Source organism: Cerasicoccus arenae (assembly GCF_014651635.1).
In the GTDB taxonomy this organism is placed as follows: domain Bacteria; phylum Verrucomicrobiota; class Verrucomicrobiia; order Opitutales; family Cerasicoccaceae; genus Cerasicoccus; species Cerasicoccus arenae.
In genome coordinates this window covers 38,349-54,911 of record NZ_BMXG01000006.1, presented here as the reverse complement: position 1 = coordinate 54,911, position 16,563 = coordinate 38,349, and the positions used below count along the sequence as shown (strand labels likewise).

Annotated in this window: 13 protein-coding genes; 8 read left to right on the top strand and 5 right to left on the bottom strand. The window is 54.3% G+C overall.

The window, feature by feature from the left end:
* The first annotated feature begins 54 nt into the window (after positions 1-54).
* Complete coding sequence (gene alaS / locus IE065_RS06115; protein WP_200163259.1) at positions 55-2,757, top strand: alanine--tRNA ligase; 2,703 nt, start codon at positions 55-57, stop codon at positions 2,755-2,757.
* A 35-nt stretch (positions 2,758-2,792) separates the two neighbouring features.
* Positions 2,793-3,077 carry a YhbY family RNA-binding protein gene (locus IE065_RS06110; protein ID WP_189512935.1) on the top strand — a complete coding sequence of 95 codons (285 nt, stop codon included), beginning with the start codon at positions 2,793-2,795 and terminating at the stop codon, positions 3,075-3,077.
* Between the two features lie 68 nt (positions 3,078-3,145).
* On the opposite strand, the gene IE065_RS06105 is transcribed toward IE065_RS06110, so the two are convergent.
* Entirely contained in the window at positions 3,146-4,309 is a 1,164-nt protein-coding gene (locus tag IE065_RS06105; protein WP_189512933.1) for a DegT/DnrJ/EryC1/StrS family aminotransferase, read from the bottom strand.
* Between the two features lie 47 nt (positions 4,310-4,356).
* Positions 4,357-6,048 (bottom strand): glycosyltransferase family 39 protein, encoded by a 1,692-nt coding sequence (locus IE065_RS06100; protein ID WP_189512931.1) that lies wholly within the window; start codon positions 6,046-6,048, stop codon positions 4,357-4,359.
* A 125-nt stretch (positions 6,049-6,173) separates the two neighbouring features.
* Here IE065_RS06100 and rpsR point away from each other — a divergent pair, with 125 nt between their 5' ends.
* Both rpsR and IE065_RS06090 read left to right on the top strand, forming a co-directional pair.
* Complete coding sequence (gene rpsR / locus IE065_RS06095; RefSeq protein WP_189512929.1) at positions 6,174-6,365, top strand: 30S ribosomal protein S18; 192 nt, start codon at positions 6,174-6,176, stop codon at positions 6,363-6,365.
* Between the two features lie 51 nt (positions 6,366-6,416).
* Positions 6,417-7,412 carry an L-threonylcarbamoyladenylate synthase gene (locus tag IE065_RS06090; RefSeq protein WP_189512927.1) on the top strand — a complete coding sequence of 332 codons (996 nt, stop codon included), beginning with the start codon at positions 6,417-6,419 and terminating at the stop codon, positions 7,410-7,412.
* 12 nt (positions 7,413-7,424) lie between these two features.
* On the opposite strand, the gene IE065_RS06085 is transcribed toward IE065_RS06090, so the two are convergent.
* The 3 genes from IE065_RS06085 to IE065_RS06075 all read right to left on the bottom strand — a co-directional run bounded on the left by IE065_RS06085 (position 7,425) and on the right by IE065_RS06075 (position 11,855).
* Positions 7,425-9,731, bottom strand: coding sequence for a GumC family protein (locus tag IE065_RS06085; protein ID WP_189512925.1), 2,307 nt, complete (start codon positions 9,729-9,731; stop codon positions 7,425-7,427).
* A 36-nt stretch (positions 9,732-9,767) separates the two neighbouring features.
* Positions 9,768-10,370, bottom strand: a complete 603-nt coding sequence (locus IE065_RS06080; RefSeq protein WP_189512923.1) for a polysaccharide biosynthesis/export family protein — start codon at positions 10,368-10,370, stop codon at positions 9,768-9,770.
* A gap of 93 nt (positions 10,371-10,463) precedes the next feature.
* Positions 10,464-11,855, bottom strand: coding sequence for a hypothetical protein (locus tag IE065_RS06075; protein WP_189512921.1), 1,392 nt, complete (start codon positions 11,853-11,855; stop codon positions 10,464-10,466).
* Between the two features lie 281 nt (positions 11,856-12,136).
* On the opposite strand from IE065_RS06075, the gene IE065_RS06070 reads away from it, so the two are divergent.
* The 4 genes from IE065_RS06070 (at position 12,137) to cheB (ending at position 16,509) form a co-directional block, all read left to right on the top strand.
* A complete protein-coding gene (locus IE065_RS06070) occupies positions 12,137-13,777 on the top strand; it encodes a tetratricopeptide repeat protein (RefSeq protein ID WP_189512919.1) in 1,641 nt (546 codons plus the stop codon).
* A gap of 40 nt (positions 13,778-13,817) precedes the next feature.
* On the top strand, positions 13,818-14,462 hold the full coding sequence (locus IE065_RS06065; protein ID WP_189512917.1) for a CPBP family intramembrane glutamic endopeptidase: 645 nt from the start codon (positions 13,818-13,820) through the stop codon (positions 14,460-14,462).
* Between the two features lie 264 nt (positions 14,463-14,726).
* A complete protein-coding gene (locus IE065_RS06060) occupies positions 14,727-15,263 on the top strand; it encodes a hypothetical protein (protein ID WP_189512915.1) in 537 nt (178 codons plus the stop codon).
* A gap of 205 nt (positions 15,264-15,468) precedes the next feature.
* Positions 15,469-16,509 carry a chemotaxis response regulator protein-glutamate methylesterase gene (gene cheB, locus IE065_RS06055; RefSeq protein ID WP_189512913.1) on the top strand — a complete coding sequence of 347 codons (1,041 nt, stop codon included), beginning with the start codon at positions 15,469-15,471 and terminating at the stop codon, positions 16,507-16,509.
* Positions 16,510-16,563 lie beyond the last annotated feature (54 nt).

Here is a 16,563-nt window from a genome sequence, read left to right as displayed (position 1 = left end):
CCCAAACTCCCCCCTTTAATCGTTAATCTTTAAACTTTAATCTCTGGCCAACGCATGCCAAGCTCTCTGGCTTTTCCCATGAGCCAAGTAATGGATAGCGCCGCGCTTCGTCAGTCGTTCCTCGATTTCTTCAAGTCGAAGCAGCACCAGATCGTGCCTTCAGCCTCGTTGATGCCGAGTAGCCCAAACCTGCAATTTACCAATGCGGGCATGAACCAATTCGTGCCCTACTTCCTGGGCGAGCAGGCTGCGCCCTGGCCTCGTGCGGCGGACACCCAAAAGTGCATCCGCGCTGGCGGCAAACACAACGACCTGGAGGACGTCGGTTTCGACACCTACCACCACACCTTCTTCGAGATGCTGGGCAACTGGTCGTTTAACGACTACTTTAAGCCCGAAGCCATTGCCTGGGCCTGGGAGCTCCTGACCACCGTCTGGGGCCTGCCCAAGGAACGCCTTTACGCGACTGTTTACCAGCCTGGTGAGGGTGACCCCGCCGACTTCGATCAGGAAGCCTACGACCACTGGAAGGCCATTTTTGAAAAGGAAGGCCTCGACCCCGCCATCCACATCCGCTCTGGCAATAAGAAGGATAACTTCTGGATGATGGGCGACACCGGCCCGTGCGGCCCGTGCTCCGAGCTCCACATCGACCTGACCCCTGCTGGCGACACCAAGGGCGAGCTCGTCAACGCCGACAGCCCGTATTGCATCGAAATCTGGAACTTGGTTTTCATCCAGTTCAACGCTGAGCCGGGTGGTGCCTTCAAGCCGCTCAAGGCCAAGCACGTCGACACCGGCATGGGCTTCGAGCGCGTGGCCGGGATTATCGCGACCACGAAGAACTTTACGGACTACACCCAGCCGCCGAGCAATTACAACAGCGACCTGTTCCAGGACATCTTCAGCCACATCTCGAATATGTCCGGCCGTAGCTACGGCGCTACGATGCCGAACAATCGCGACGACCTCTCGGGCGAAGAGCTCAACGACGTCATTTTCCGCGTATTGGCCGACCACATCCGTACGCTCAGTTTCTCCATTGCCGACGGCATCCTGCCCAGCAATGAGGGCCGCAACTATACCCTACGCCGCATTCTACGCCGCGCGGTGATGTTCGGCAAGCGCATCGACCTCAAGCCCGGATTCTTCACCAAGCTCGTCGACCCGCTCGTCGACAAAATGGGCGGCTTCTTCCCTGAGCTGGAAGAGCAGCGCGACGTGATCCGCAAAGTCATTGCCAGCGAGGAAAAAGCTTTCGACCGCACCATCGACCGCGGCCTCCAGCTACTCGATAAGATCACCTACCAAAGCGGCGGCAACATCAGCGGCGAGGAAGCGTTCGAACTCTACAGCACCTACGGTTTCCCCTTTGACCTGACGCAGTTGATCGCCCGCGAGCGCGGGTTGAGCATCGACGAAGCGGGCTTCCAGCGCTGCGTCAAGCAACACGCCGAAACGGGCCGGGCAGGCCACGTGAGCACGGAAATCAGCGTTGTTGAGGAGGAGAAGCTCCACCACACGCAGTTTTCAGGTTTCAACCAAGATGACTTGACCGGTTTCAACACGGAGCTAATCGGCTATTTCGGTGGCGAAGAAACGGATTTCCTCATCACCACGCAAAGCCCGTTCTACGCTGAGATGGGCGGCCAAAAAGGCGACAAAGGCACCATCGTTCTGAGTGACGGCACCATGATCGAAGTGCTCGACACCGTTAAGGACAACGTGGGGCATCACTTGCATGTAGTCGCGCGCGACCCCGCCCTCAAAGGCCACGTCGGCGAGGCGGTCACCATGCATGTCGACGTGGAACGCCGCCGCGCAATCCAGCGCCATCACAGCGCCACCCACCTGCTCAACTGGGCGCTGCGCGAGACACTCGGCGATCACGTGCGCCAAGCTGGTTCACTCGTCGCGACCGATCACCTGCGCTTTGACTTCGACCACTTTGAGGCCATGACTCCGGCCGAAATCGAACGTGTCGAGCGCATGGTCAACCAGCAGATCATCGCCAATGGCGGCGTCAACTGGTTCGAAGTGCCCTTCCAAGACAAGCCCGAGGACGTCATTGCCACCTTCGGCGAAAAGTATGGCGCGGTCGTCCGCGTCGTCGACATCGGTGGCTACTCCAAAGAACTTTGCGGCGGCACGCACGTCGGTGCCACTGGCGAGCTGGGCCTTTTTAAGATCAAGAACGAGTCCGCCATTGCCGCAGGCCGACGACGCATTGAGGCCGTTTGTGGCGAGTCCGCGTTCGAGATGGCCACACAGAATTTTGCCGAGCTCCACCACATGGCGAGCAAGCTTTCCTGCAAGCCAGCCGAGATCGAAGACCGCCTGACCAAGCTCCTCGACCACAGCAAAGACCTCGAAAAGAAACTCCGCGCCATGGAGCAGAAGCAGGCCCAATCTCAGGGCGGCGACCTGCTCAGCACCGCCGTGGAAAAGGACGGCATTAAGTGGCTCGCGGGCCAGGTTTCTGCGGCCAATCCCAATGACATGCGCGGCCTCGCCGTGGATCTCCAGAAAAAACTCGGCCCCAGCGTGGTCGTGCTCGGCGGCGTCTTTGGCGATAAGGTAACCGTGCTCGCGCTCGCCACCCCCGAAGCCATTACCGCGGGCCATAAGGCTGGCGACATCATCCGCAACCTCACCGCCAAGCTCGGCGGCAAAGGCGGCGGCAAGCCCGACTTCGCCATGGGCGGCGGCTCCGACGCAGCTGCCCTCAAAGGTGCACTGGCGGAAGTCGTGACGTAACGCTTCCCGATTTCCTGTTTAATTTTCCAAATCTAATGCTCACTTCCGCCGAAAAGAAAAAGCTCCGTGGCATGGCCCAGCGCCTGCCCAACCATGCCCATGTTGGCAAACTCGGCTTGACCGATTCGCTCGTTGCGGAGCTTGAGCTGATGCTCAAGCGCCAGCAGCTCGTCAAGGTGAAGTTCATCGTCGACCGCGACGCAATGAAGGCCGTGATCAGCGACATCGAGCAGCGCACCACCTGCGAATGCGTCGGCCATGTCGGCAAGACAGCCGCCTTTTACCGAGCAAAGCCCAAGACCGAGGCAGAAGCCAAGTAACGCTTATTCCAGAGGTAGCGCAGGCGCGCCCAAGAATAAGGAGAAAAGTTTCTTCGGTTAACGCTGGGCTAGTCAATGAGCTCCCGCACTGCTGCGATGACACGGTCTTGGTCGGCGTTGGTCATATCGGGGAATAACGGCAGCGAAATGATGCGGTCGGACAAGTCCTCCGCGCCAGGGAACTGGCCCCGCTTAAAGCCCCATTCATCACGGTAGTATGTCGAGAGGTGCGGCGCTTGGTAATGCAGCCCGCTGCCGATGCCCTTAGTCTTGAGCGCCACCGTAACCGCATCACGGCTCATCCCAATCGTGTCGAGGTTCAGCCGCGGCGCAAACAGATGCCAGGCGTGCCGGTAGGGATAGTTGACGCCGTCGAAGTTTGGAATGGTCACCGCCGGGCAGTCCACCAACTCGTGCAAATAGCGCTCGGCCAGCTCGCAACGACGGGTATTGAAGCCCTCCAGCGCGGGCAACTGATGGATTCCCAACGCGGCCTGCAAGTCCATGAAGTTAAATTTATACCCGGCAAGCGCGATGTCGTAGCGAGCGGTTCCGGGCTGGCCAAATTCATTTTCCGCCGAGCGGTCGATGCCGTGAAAGCGGAGTTTTTCAATGGCGGCGACCATTTGATCGTCACGTGTGACGACGACCCCGCCCTCCCCGGTTGTCATGTTTTTGTTGGGGTGAAAACTGAAGACCTGAGTATCCCCAAAGCTGCCCAAGCGTTGCCCCCGATACTCGGCGCCGATCGCGTGCGCACAGTCCTCGATGACTCGCAGCTCGTGGCGTTCGGCGAGCGCGTAAACTGCGTCTAAATCGACGGGCAGCCCGGCGAAGTGCACGGGCATGATTGCGCGCGTTTTCATCGTAATCGCTTCTTCCAGTTGATTGACGTCCAGATTGCCCGTCGCAGGATCGACATCGACGAGGACCGGTTTACTGCCCGCCAGCACAATGGTGTTGAGCGTGGCCACAAAGGTCATCGCTGTCGTAATGACCTCGTCGCCGGGCTGGAGGTCCAGTGTCAGCAACGCCATGTGCAGGCCCGCCGTGGCCGAGGAACAGCACTGTGCGGAAGGCGCATGAAAGAACTCCCGTAACATGCCCTCAAACTTCTGAGAGCGCGGCCCAGTCGTTATCCAGCCCGACTCCAGACAGGCAACAACTTCGGCAATGGCCTCCGGCGAGATACTAGGCTTGGCGAACGGCAGAAAGGGCGCGTCATCGGGCATGCCGTTAACTTCAGCAAAGCCCCGCGCCAGCGCAAAACCTTTATTCGCTAGTGCGGCTCATTTTCCATCGGGCGATTGGAGAAGAGTACGTAATTCGGGTCGGCCATCCAGACGTAGACCGGTAAGTCGGGGAAAAGCTGTTGGTAAATCGGCAGGTGCTCGGCGTGGGCGAGCGCGAATTGCCGCTCAGGGGCACTCCACGCCGCAGGGATGTCCGCTTGGTCGACGATATAACGGCTGGCCTGATCAGGCTCCCATTCCACCCCGAAGGTCTGCTCGTTGGGAAACTGCATCAGCAGGTCCACCGGCTGCCCCAAGTAAAACGGGAAGTCCTGAAAATAATCGGCAAAGTGATAAACGCGGTCACCGGGCTGGAGTTTGGGCTTAAGAAACTCTGCGAAGGCCCGCGTGCCCGGTTGCTGAAACTGCGCCGCCAAGCCATTGAAGCAAAGCAACGTCAACACCACGCCAGCAAAGGCTGTGAGCAAGGCCAGAGCTTCTTCTTTTTTCCGGAGAAAGCGAATCGCCACGCCTCCCGAAACGATCAGCATGAGCGCGGCAACGATAATCCAAGGTGTCGCACCAGAGGTCATGTCGTCTGACCGCACCCACGCCAACACTGGCAAAACCAACGCCAAAACCAGCAACAAGCCAGCCAGCCACCAAATCGCCGGGCGCAGCACTTCCCAGCGCCGCTCTTCGATTCGCAGGGCGACGTAACGCCCCATTAAAATCGCCAAGGGCGGCATTGCAGGCAGGATGTAGGTTGGCAGTTTACTTTGCGAAAGGGAGAAAAACACCACCACGAACGCGGCCCAAATCAATAAGAACCAAGAGGCGGGGCGCTCCCGCCGTTCACCCCAGCTCTTCACGACGTCAATCAGCGTTTGCGGCAGAAAAATCGTCCACGGCAACAGGCCGATTGGTAAAAGCACCAGGAAATACCAGAAGGGCTGCGTGCGGTCACTCACGTCGTGCAGATAGCGGTCGAAGTGCTCGTGGATCACGTAGAAATCGAACCAGTTTGGGTTGGCAAGCGCCGCCGCCAGATGCCACGGCCCAACAATGATCAAGAAAATCACCGCGCCCATGACGAGGTGCAGATCGCGCAGCCGACGCCATTCATTGAGCACTAAGAACCATAGGAAAATAATCGCGCCCGGAATCGCGATGGCCATGAAGCCCTTGGACATCACCGCCAACGAGATACCCGTGTAGAACCCGGCGAACAGCCAACGACGCACGTTGCCCGGTGGCGCGTAAAGCCCAACCAGATAGGCATACAGCCCCAGCGTCATGAACACGCTGACGAAAGGGTCCAGCGTAATGACCTGACTCAAGCCGAAAAACAGCAGGCTAGTGCCCAGTATCAATGCGCCAAACACGCCAGCCAAGCGTCCGTAAAAATGGCGCGCCGCAAGGTAAGTTCCCAGCACACCGAGTAGCGAGATCGCCGCGGGCCAAAATCGAAGCACCCACAGCGAATGCCCACCCACCGTGATCGCCGAGGCATGGAGCCAATAAGGTAGCGGAGGTTTATAAAAATAGAGCACGCCATTGAGCCGGGGCAGTATCCAATCCCCGCCGTCCACCATTTCGCGGGGGATTTCACTATAGCGGCCCTCGTCGGGGTTGCCCAACGGGCGCACCCAAGTCGTGCCGAAAAACAGCACGCCGAAAAACAATGCCAGAAGGGCCAAGTCTTGCCGCAGCGAGCGGGTGGATTCCGGTAAATGCATGGAAGGCAAAGTTTCTCGGTGAGCGCCCTCCGCGCAACTGCAAACTCCAGATTGACGCAGGGTGTAGTTTTTTCTTGCAATGCCATTTCAAAACGCTTTGCTGGAGCGTTTTCCAATTTATCACCATGAGCGAAGAAGCCAAAAAGCAAAGCCGTACACCGCTAGATTTCGATTTCAATGACGTCGAGTTACTTTCACGTTATGTCACAGACACGGGCAAGATCCTCCCACGTCGCATTACCGGAATGACCGCACTCCAGCAGCGCCGCGTCACCAAAGCAATCAAGCGTGCCCGCAACATGCTTCTGATGAAGTAAGGTTGGTCCCTTGAAATCATAAAACCAAAAGCGCCAGTTGGCGCTTTTTTTATGGACGCACTGCCCAGCAAGCCATTCCTGACCGGCGATGAGGCCGGGATTGCGGAAGCCGCTGCCCATTTGCAAGCAGGCAAGTGCGTTGCCGCGCCAACTGAAACGGTTTACGGGCTGGCTGCCGATGCCTTTAACGAAGCCGCAGTCCGTGATATTTTTGCGATTAAAAGTCGACCGTTCATCGACCCGCTAATCATCCATATCCATGGGCTAGAACAACTTGCTAAACTCACTAGCACGACAACCGAGCAAGATGCCACCATTCAGCTTCTAGCAGAAGCATTCTGGCCTGGCCCGCTGACTCTCGTTCTGCCTAAGCGGACCGAGGTGCTGGATTTGGTTACGGCGAACCAAAGTAGCGTTGCCGTTCGTTGTCCCGCGCATCCAGTCATGCGCAAGCTATTGCAGGTCAGCAACTTATTCCTCGCCGCGCCCAGTGCAAATCCATTCGGGTATATCAGCCCGACCACGGCACAGCACGTCCGGGATTCATTAGGTGATCGCTGCCCGTATATCCTCGATGGTGGCCCTTGCGAACAAGGCCTGGAGTCCACCATTGTCGACCTGCGCAATCCGGCGACGCCCGTCTTACTACGCCCTGGCCCCATCAGTCGGAGCGAGCTAGAGCAGGTACTAGGGCGCTCTGCCCCCTCCCCTATCGCCAAGCCCGACCCCACACTTGCCCCTGGACAACTGGAGCGGCATTACAGCCCACGTACGCGACTAACCTTGCACGCGGTGGGCAAACTGCCCCCCCCCCTAAAGCAAGAAGCACAAATTTTTCTACAACGCCCTTCAGGCGAGATTGAGGATTCTCAATACTGGCTAAGCGAGGACGGCAATCTAAAAGAAGCCGCACACAATCTCTTCGCTTTGCTGCACACGTTGGATGATCAACCTGAGATCGTCGATATCCACTGTGAAATGCCGGACACTGCCACTGGTGTGGCGGACGCAATTCGCGACCGCCTCATCCGCGCCAGCAAACGCTAGGCTTCTGACTGATTAAGTTTTAGGCAGCGCCTTGTCTTCTGTCTTGCTGCGGCGGGTCTTAATCGGCACGTCGATGGAGTCACCATCTTCGTCATGGCCATAGTAACTGGCGTAAGACTTATCGTAGTAATTCGCGTAGTAGTAACTAGCGACAGAGACACTGATCTGATTGAGAATGGCACCGAAGACCGGCGTATTGGACTCAATAATGCGGCGAAGGTTCGATTTCGCGGTCTTGCGCTTTACCGCATTGAATTTGATCACATAAATGATGCCGTCTGCAAAAGGCAGAACCGTCAAGACGTCGCTCACCACGGCGATGGGCGGTGTATCAATGAAAATACGGTCGTAACGTTCGCTTAAGGTCGCAAGCAATTGCTCAAAGTCCGGGCTGTTGAGAATTTGGGTCGGATTTTTCGCCTTCTGGCCAGCTGGCAACACATCCAGATTTGGATAAAGCTCAGTCAAGATGGCCTGTTCCAATGTACAGCCACCAGCAAAATATTTAACAACCCCATCTGTGCGCTCTTCGATATTGAGGGATTTTGCCACGTTTGGCATACGCAAGTCACCGTCAAGGATGAGGGTGCGTTCGCCGTGAATAGCAAAAGTGATCGCCAAGTTCGTGGAAACGAATGACTTACCCTCACTCGGGGACGTGCTCGTAGTAATGATAATCTTCGCCTTCTTACTCGCCTCATTGAGCTTGAGCGCGGAGTGAATCGCCCTAAAAGCTTCGGTAACGCGGCGCTCCGCATTGGAAGCCACTGCCTGTGCCTTTTCCGGTGAATTGAGGCGCTTGATGCGGGGGATAATGCCGATCAGCGGCAGTCCAACGGCATTTTCAATATCGTAGGCGCTCTTGATGCGGTCGTCGAGAATTGCAATGAGGAAGACGAGGCCGGCACCGGCGAAAAGTCCACCAAAGACGCCAAGCGCCAAATTCATCACGATGTCCGGTTTAGCTTGCTTATTGGATGGTCCGGCAGGATCAATGATACGAGCGCTGGGGCCAGTCAATGCGACCTGGGCCATCTCCGTCTGCAAACGCCCCATCATGGCTTGGTAAAGTGCGTTGTTCACCTCCAATTCATCCTGCATGGAGTTAAATTTGACGGCAATTTCTCCCAAATTCATCATATCGAGCTCCTTCTCAGCCAGACGGCTGCTGGTCTGCTCAAAGGTCCGCTTCACCTGCTCGTAACTGATACGCGTTTTTTCAACCGCGGAATCAAGCGCCTTCTTCAATTCGATTTCAGTTTCTTCAACTGCCCGCTCTGCTTCGATCATGCTGGGGTGCTTAGCCCGATAGCGTTTGCGCAGTGACGCAACCGTAATATTCTGTTGCGAACGCTGAGTCAGCAAGTCGGAGATACGAGGCATTTCGGCAATAAATGGGATATCCCAGAGCGGGCGATCTTCACTCATGTAGTCCTGAACGAGTCTCCAATTGCGCTCGGCAATTGCCAAAATGCGCTCATCCTCTAGAGATGCCTGCTTGAGGCTGTTAAGCTCCTGCCCTTCAAAACCAGCATTGGATTCGGTGTCAAAACCGAGGCGCTTATACTTTTTCCGGTATTCATTGATATTCTCCCGGATCTCCTCAACTTTTTCGCGCTGATGATCGGCGCGAATGCGGAGGTCTTCCACCGCACGCATCGAAGTCTCAATATTCAGCTTAACGTTGTAATTGATGTATTCGTCGGCAAAATAATTGGCCACCTTAGCCGCAATATTGGGATCGGGGTGAAGATAGGAAACAGCCGCGATCCATGTCATACGTACTGGAGAGATCGTGCGATACTTCTGCAGCACTTCCTCAAGAGACATGGGTCCAGATAGGCTGAACTGGTCCTTATAAGGAGCCATGAACAATTGGCGGTCCTCATCCTTAATGCGCTCGGCCACTGAGCTAATCAGAACTCCGCTCCCTAAAATACCCATCTGAGTCTGGAAGTCCTCCATCCCTCGAATGGTGTTATCCATGACATCCACACCATCTCCAAAAATATTTGGATCATCACGCAGAACCTGAATGGTAGCGGTCGAACTAAACTCCGGTGTTACATTAAAAGTATAGAGCAATGTCGCAGTGAAAATAATAAAGAACGTAACGACGAGATACCAAATACGCTCACGCAGGATTACCAAATAGTCCTTAAAGCTGCGGGAAGGCCCCTGATCAGACCCGCCATAACCGCCATGATTATACCCGTAACCATAATAGTAGCCACCATAATTGCCATAGGAGCCATATCCTTGATAGCCGCCGTAAGAGCCTGCAGACTCGTTCGATGCGTTACGCTTGTCGTCGTTCATAGGAAGAAGAATACAGTCGAGGTGCTGCCAACCTTGTTAGATAATACGTTCGTCAATGAAGATGGTATCTCCATCTCTTACAATAATGTCATTTGCCTCAGGATCTTCCATAATGTCACTGAAATCAAAATACATAACGGTCTTCTTGCCGTTCTTATCTGTTCGCGTGAGTTGGATTCGATCACTTGCCAAGCGCGTCGTGCTGCCAGCGGCACTAATGACTTGAGACAAAGTCATCGTTTCTTCGGGTGGAATGATAACTGGTCCCGGCCGATTCACTTGACCATGAACATAAGCTCGGCTCTCTGTATAAGAGATGAGAATCATGGAAATCTGTGGGTTCACCAGATAATCGCGATTATAGAGATCGGTGATCAATACATTCGCGTCATTCACAGTCATCCCCGCCACATGCACCTTACCAATCAACGGGAGGTTGATGCTCCCGTCCTGACTCACACGAACCTGCTGCTCTAAATCCGGCTCCTTGAACACAGTGACTTGAATAACATCCAGCGGCTGCAAGGTGTAATTGGAACCGATCAACCCCTTGTTTCTTGAAGAATCAGACTGGCCGTTCACCAAACTAGGAATTAAGCAGGCAAACAGTAGCAGGCAAAGGCATGAGGTTTTTTTCATGGTCAAAATCCGGTTGGTATAAATAAGGAAAGGAAGGCACTTCAATAGACCTTCCTTTCCAGGAAATGTTCAAACGAACTTGTGAGCGCTAGATTAGTAGCGGAACGTCGCCTGCATATTGATCGTGTGCGCTTGGAAGCTCGCCCCGGTATTGCCCGAGAGATTGGCAGCAGTCACATTACCAGTCGAGTTGTTGTTCATATAGAAATAACCAACGCTGAACTGCCAGTAGAGATTTGGGTTATAATTAACCGAAAAGCTCGAGGTGGTCGTGAGGTCATTGCGACCTTGGGTGTCTTGGTAATCTGAATTCTCCATACCGAACTCAAGGTTCGAGGAAATGTAATTATTGAATTGATAAAGCACACCCGTATCACCACCGAGATTGACCACTGTCTGACCTTCAGCACCCACACCGAAATCGTGGTAAAAATTCACGTAACTCATTAGCTTAGGGGTGATTTCATATTCCGCGTCTGCAACGATCGTGAATTGATGGCGCTGGCTCTGAGAAGAAGTCCTCGAAATACCCGCAGTCGTGGTAACACGATCACGGCCTGGATCACGGAACTGGTAACCGACATTCAGCCCAACATTGAGTTTAGGAAGCACTTCACCCTGAACGGCGATGTTGAAGAAGTAGTCGTAATAATCCGATGGGGTCACCCTTGGAGTTGGTCCAATAGGAGTCGTTCCGACGATTCCCGTAAAGCCGCCATTCGCCGATGGATCCGTATAGCGGAAACGGAAGCTCGGACCAACGCTTAGCTTAGGCGTAATACGCCAAAAGAAGGATACCGGAGCAGAATAGATGTTATTATTCGAATAACGATCTTGGAACTCATCGTTGTTGGTGTAATCCGTTTGGCTCCAACTAAATCCTGCACTTGCCCAAGCCTTGGGCGAAATGTCGTAATTGGCGTCCGCATAAGCATTTAGCTGATTCGTCTCGACCAGATTAGCGACAAAATTGGTGCCGTTGGTCTGAGGTGAATTCTGCTGAGTTTGAACGAACGAGAAGCCAGCAGAGGTCGTCAGATTACCAAAGTCGTAGCTACCATCAATAAAGAGATTGGCCAGTTCCGTGTTTAGCTCATCCGAGTAACGAGTATAAAACAGAAAGTCTTCGCGAAAATAAAGCGTGAGGCTGGCGTTGCTGTTACGGCCAACATTCACTTCGACGCCAGGCGAAACATAAAAAACCCAAGCATCCACCTTGGGGCGAGCAATCACCGCTGCGCCACCATTTGCGGCTAGCGTGGGAAATGCAACCGTGCCAGCGGGTGAATTGGCGATCACTGCAGATTGTAAATTGTCGATGCCATCCGTGTAAAACAGATTTGAGCGCCACTGGGCATTGGTGCTGCCATTAAAGAAGACGTCAACAGAATCGCCAATCGAAATTAAGGGCGCTGCGTTCATGACAGCACTTGAACCAATCATGGCGGCGACAGCCACAAGGGATTTCTGAGCAAAGGATTTCATAGGATTATCGGTGTAGCTGGATTATTTCCGAAGCAGGATAATACTTCGTCTGGTAAAGGCGTGTCGTTAAATGTGGGCTAAAGAATTATAAAAATCAAGCCCAAGTATGCCTCGGAACTCTAAAATTCCAAAATTTTCGCCATCAACTGCTTCCATATGTCACGAACAGGTTAAAACAAGAATTATAAAGGGCTTAAAGAATTATAACAAGCCTACTATATAGAGTAAGCTTTAGGCATTTACTATTGACCTAGATGCACGTCATGTAAACGTAAAAAAGCATGAGTGATGAGGCCCCAAGCACCCAGAACCAAAAGAGCGTCTTGCTCGGATTTGCTGTGCGCAAGCGCGGGCCAAGCGGCCGCTGGCACATTCAGTTTCGCTGGGGTCGTATTCTAGCCGTGCTATTCAGCTTGGTAATTATTGGGTATATCTCACTCACGACGGCCCTGTTCTTCTTTTTTAAAGAGGTACAGAAATTCGACGACGTGAAATACACCGACATGTTCACGATCTTCTTAAATATGAAGGAGCACCGGGCAAAAGTCGGTGACTATCAGATCGAAAAAGCCAAAGAAATGCTGGAAGATGGCAATTATCGGGATGCCTTCACCTTCCTGCGCGAAGGTGTGCAGCGATCACCCACCAATTTGGAAGGCCGGTTGCTCGTCAGCGAGTTCTTCATCTATATACCCAATATGCAGGACACTGATCGCGCCTTGGCCCTCCTCAGTGAAGGGCTGCCCTATGCCCACGATGACGCCCGCTACCTACAGCGCTACATCAAGCTGCTCCTCCGCCAACAGGAGGACGAAGAAGTCATTAACATTGCCCAGGAAATTTTGGCTGAAAAGCCGAGTGATGAAATCACCGAGCTGCTCGCAACCGCTGCGGCCACGGCCCACCTCTACCGCGGTAATTTCGATGAAGCAGAGGACTTCGTGCGAACCTACGACTTAGAAAAGCGGCTTGACGGTCTCCGGCTCTCCGCCCGAATCACTTGGGAACGCGGCGCTCAAAAGGCCGCCATTGCCAAGCTGGAAAACGGCATCGGCAAATTTAATACTGACGAGCCTCTTTACGCCGGACTTAGCCAGTATTACCGCGACCGCGGCGAGGGCGAGAAAGCCCGTGAATACGCCGTACTTCGCAACATCGATGCCCCCTTGGCCGTCTCCCCACGTGTAGACCTGCTCTACACTCTCAGTCTGACAGGGCAAAACGAACGCGCCAAAAACGAGGCCGACGCCATCCTCCGCCAATTCCGCAATGACGAAGCTGCAATGATGAAGCTGGCCAACTACGCCACCGATGAAGGCCTTGTCGATCTCGCGCGCCGCATCTATGAACAGGCTCTTGAGAACGATTTCCCGATTGCGCCATTTGCGCTCCTGCTCATCGAGTCTCACATCACCGCAGGCGACTACCAAGGGGCCATCAGCTTCAGTGAGGAGCTCGCCAAGGAACGCCCAGCCTGGCTTGAGCAGAACATGCCGATCTTCAACAGCTTGCGCGCGGTCGCCTACTATGGCGTTGGCAACGAGAATTTAGCCGACATCTACATCGAACAATTTCTCCAGCAGCCCAATCTGCGCGTCGAGTCACTGATGGCGGTTTCCCGGCGTTTCTCCCAGTTAGGGGGCGATAAATACTCACGGCAAGTCCTCAAGCAGGCCTACGAAAACAACCCGAAAAACCAGGCTGCTCTGTCCAATCTCATCGAGATCGAGATCAAAACGGGCAATGCTGCTGAGCTGGGCAACTACTTGAAAAAGCTGCTGCAAATGCGTCGTCCATCAGTCGACATCCTTCAGCAGGCCTATCAAAAGCTTGGCAGCGATCGTTTCATTTTCACGCCTGATCGCGAGAACCTGCTCATTGAGCTGAATACCGTCCTCAATCCGCAAGAGCAGGCCGGCTAAGCCCCTCGCAGCATGGGAGGCAACGGCCTTATGATCGCCAATGGCTGATCTGAATTCAGCGCCCGCCAACGCCCCTAGAGGCCAGTTGTGGCTTGAGACCAGCGCCGTTCTAGTGGTCAGCGTGGGGTATGTCATTTTCCATCGTCAGCTTGCATTTAACGGGTGGTTTATCGGGCCGTTATTGGTCGTCATCATTGGGTATCTGGGCTACGAATTCGCCTTTGGAAAACGCCGTCCGCGCGACTTCGGGCTACGGCTCGACAACCTCCTCCAATCGGCCAAACTCTGCGCATTTGTCTTCGGGCCATTCATCGTGTCGGCCTTTATTTATGCGGCGATACAGGGCGTGGTACACCCGTTGCATTTCGTTTATGCGCTGCTACTTTACCCTGTTTGGGGGCTGATCCAGCAGTTCGCCTATTCCGGCATCTTGCTGGGGAACTTACAACGCCTGGGCCTCGGCTGGTGGAGCATTCCCATTACGGCAACCGCGTTCTCACTGGTGCACTACCCCTCATCACTACTGATGCAGGTCACCGCGATAGGCGGGCTGATGATCAGCGCGGTCTATTATCGCATTCCCAACATCTGGACCTTGGCCGTGGTTCACGGTGTTTTTGGTGCCTTTCTTTATTACGTTTTTCGCGACAAGGATCCGATCGGGCACCTGCTGGATAGCCTTTAAAAAAGACCAAGGGGGGGTATCGCCCGGAAAAACACCCAAAAAGCCCGCCAGCCCAATATTCATCAATGATCCCGGCGATTTTGGCCTATTCTGCTGTAAAAACTGACTGATACTTTTATGCTCTTTTTTGGGCTAAATTACCCCAAAAATGTAAACTAGAGCAAAGTTTTGCTTTTGGTGAAGGATTTTGACTCACGGCCTTTCCGCTGCCAAGCGACATGATTTCAACTTGTCAGAGTTCCCAATTAAACTCATGATATTTTTGTGGAATTAGTGATTCAACCAGGATTTCAACAGCTTGCATTTGGCAAATCCGGCGATACGAATTCCACTATCATCAACTCGGACACCCGGCGCATTACTGTCTACGAAGGGCAGATAAGCAAAGGGGTGATCCTCGACCAACTCCGATTTGAGGACATCGCTTACATCGACTATTATGTGCAACAGAGTCGGATGGATCACGGACTGGGCATCAATGGCGTTCAAGTCAACAGCGAGTCATCGCTAAGCCGAATCGAGTTGGCAACCCACGATGAGAAACGCATCCTCGTGGCCGTATATAAGTATCATGAGAATAATGAAAGCTACCTTGCGCCGCCCAACCAGTTTTCATTCTCGACCGGCAATCAAGATACCCCGGTGCAAACACTGGACATGCTACAGTCGATACTGGGGGTGCCGATAGGCAAGAAGAGCGTGAATGACACCCGGACTCGACGTTGCCCAGCCTGCAATCAGAAAATCGTCGATCACGCCGAACGGTGCCTTTACTGTGGGGAGCAACTGGCAAAGACGTAAGCCACGTCACTTAATAATATCCTGACCTTTCCCATTGCCTAGGCAATGGCTAGCCTTTGTGCCCTTCGTGGTAAAAGGCTGTGCCTCGCTGCTTGAGCGGCGCATTGGGCACGTAAGCCCGCATATCGACCGATATTTTATTCGCCCAAAGGCATAGGGCGGGTTAACTCATTGAAGGAAAGGCCGTAATAGAAGCACCTGAACCATGCGCATTGGCATCGTTAACGATATGAAACTCGCCCTCGAGTGTTTACGCCGAGTGGTGGAGTCCAGTGGTGTACACACGGTGGCGTGGATGGCCGAAAACGGACAGCAAGCAGTGGATTATTGTGCGGCGGATCAGCCAGATCTCATCCTGATGGACCTCGTGATGCCCGTTATGGACGGTGCCGAGGCAACGCAGCATATTATGGCCGCCACGCCAGTGCCAATCCTCGTGGTGACCGCCTCCATGAACGCCAATGGCGGCCTTGTTTACGAGGCAATGGGGCACGGGGCGCTAGACGCCACGGTGACGCCTACGCTTGGGCCTGAGGGTGACTTTAGCGGGGCCCAGCCGCTGTTGGAGAAAATTGACCGCATCGGCCTGATTTCGGGCAAGACGCATCTCTCCACGCACACCGGATTGACCTCACCCGATTCGCCGATTCGCACCGACCATTCGCTGGAAAAGCCACCTTTTCTGGCGATTGGCTCCTCCACCGGCGGCCCGCAAGCTCTGGCCAAAGTCCTCGGTTGCCTCGACAAAGATTTCCCTGGTGCCGTGGGTATCGTGCAGCACGTGGACCCTCAATTTGCGCCCGGCATGGCAGACTGGCTCAACGCCCGCTGCGCCCTACCCGTCCAACTTGCGGAACCAGGGATGCGCGTCGAGGCGGGTAATGTTTACATGGCTGGGCGCGACGCCCACATGCGGATCAAGTGCGGGGGAATTTTCGAGTTCACCGTCGAGCCAACAAGCTTGGTCAACCGCCCGTCCGTGGACATTTTTTTCAAGAGTTTGGCGACTCATTGGCCTAAGCCCGGCGTGGCGCTGGTTTTGACTGGAATGGGTCGCGACGGTGCCGAAGGTCTGAAAATGCTTCGCGAACGCGGCTGGCGCACCATTGCTCAAGACAAGGAAAGCAGCGTCGTTTATGGCATGCCCAAAGCAGCCGTGGAAATCGGTGCCGCGCATGAATCACTGTCTATTGACACGATTGGCCAAGCGGCTATTGCACGCTTGTTGAAAAGCACCGGAGGCTGACCTTTTTAGCCGCCCTCTTTGTCATTGGCTACTTGAATTCCTTGCGCCGAAAGG

What these genes read in the sequence shown, in the direction of transcription:
- rpsR (WP_189512929.1), top strand. Translation starts at nt 6,174, where the DNA reads ATGAGCGAAGAAGCCAAAAAGCAAAGCCGTACACCGCTAGATTTCGAT.
- alaS (WP_200163259.1), top strand. Translation starts at nt 55, where the DNA reads ATGCCAAGCTCTCTGGCTTTTCCCATGAGCCAAGTAATGGATAGCGCC.
- IE065_RS06090 (WP_189512927.1), top strand. Translation starts at nt 6,417, where the DNA reads ATGGACGCACTGCCCAGCAAGCCATTCCTGACCGGCGATGAGGCCGGG.
- IE065_RS06110 (WP_189512935.1), top strand. Translation starts at nt 2,793, where the DNA reads ATGCTCACTTCCGCCGAAAAGAAAAAGCTCCGTGGCATGGCCCAGCGC.
- IE065_RS06080 (WP_189512923.1), bottom strand. Translation starts at nt 10,370, where the DNA reads ATGAAAAAAACCTCATGCCTTTGCCTGCTACTGTTTGCCTGCTTAATT.
- IE065_RS06105 (WP_189512933.1), bottom strand. Translation starts at nt 4,309, where the DNA reads ATGCCCGATGACGCGCCCTTTCTGCCGTTCGCCAAGCCTAGTATCTCG.
- IE065_RS06065 (WP_189512917.1), top strand. Translation starts at nt 13,818, where the DNA reads ATGGCTGATCTGAATTCAGCGCCCGCCAACGCCCCTAGAGGCCAGTTG.
- IE065_RS06085 (WP_189512925.1), bottom strand. Translation starts at nt 9,731, where the DNA reads ATGAACGACGACAAGCGTAACGCATCGAACGAGTCTGCAGGCTCTTAC.
- IE065_RS06070 (WP_189512919.1), top strand. Translation starts at nt 12,137, where the DNA reads ATGAGTGATGAGGCCCCAAGCACCCAGAACCAAAAGAGCGTCTTGCTC.
- IE065_RS06100 (WP_189512931.1), bottom strand. Translation starts at nt 6,048, where the DNA reads ATGCATTTACCGGAATCCACCCGCTCGCTGCGGCAAGACTTGGCCCTT.
- cheB (WP_189512913.1), top strand. Translation starts at nt 15,469, where the DNA reads ATGCGCATTGGCATCGTTAACGATATGAAACTCGCCCTCGAGTGTTTA.
- IE065_RS06075 (WP_189512921.1), bottom strand. Translation starts at nt 11,855, where the DNA reads ATGAAATCCTTTGCTCAGAAATCCCTTGTGGCTGTCGCCGCCATGATT.